This is a genomic window from Microseira wollei NIES-4236 (genome assembly GCF_020521235.1).
GTDB classification, from domain to species: domain Bacteria; phylum Cyanobacteriota; class Cyanobacteriia; order Cyanobacteriales; family Aerosakkonemataceae; genus Microseira; species Microseira wollei.
On the sequence record NZ_BLAY01000515.1, the window covers coordinates 1 to 632 of the forward strand.

The 632-nt window shown below is 47.5% G+C and carries 1 protein-coding gene; it reads left to right on the top strand.

The window, feature by feature from the left end; all coding sequences use genetic code 11:
- Nucleotides 1-19 precede the first annotated feature (19 nt).
- The coding region (locus tag MiSe_RS49620) for a KR prefix domain-containing protein (protein ID WP_444980651.1) at nucleotides 20-632 on the top strand (613 nt) is incomplete at its 3' end.

Sequence of the window (632 nt, forward strand, 5' to 3'; positions counted from 1 at the left end):
CAGAAAAGCGACTCGCGAGTTGTTACTACATTCGCTGTATCAAGATGTCGCAGAATGGTTGTACGAAATCGACTGGCAAGTGGTGGAAAAAAGCCAATCAAAAGCCACGCCTGAAGGGAGTTGGCTGATTTTGACTGACCCAGAAGGATTAGGGCAGCAACTAGCTGAGCAATTGCAACAGCAAGGAGCTAATTGCATCTTAGTATCTGCTGGTGTCAGCTATGAGAAAATCGACCAGCAACATTATCAAATTGACCCCAGCCAATTAGAACATTTCCAGAACCTGCTCTATGAGCTTGACAGCCGACAAAACCTCAGCATCATCCATTTGTGGAGTATCCCATCCACAAGTAAAGGCGAAACCGACTCCAGGGATGTAGAAACAACAGAACTGAAAAATTGTGCCAGTGTCCTACATTTAGTGCAAACACTCCCACAAATCGATTGGGAAACTCCCCCGCATCTAGTGCTAGTGACACAGGGAACCCAAGCCGTCGCAGCAGCGCCAGCGCCAATGCAACTGAGTGGTACCAGCTTGTGGGGATTAGGTCGAGTCATTGCCCTAGAGTATCCAGAATTACGATGTGTGCGTTTAGACTTATCTGCACAAGCGACAACAGAGGATAAAGTGC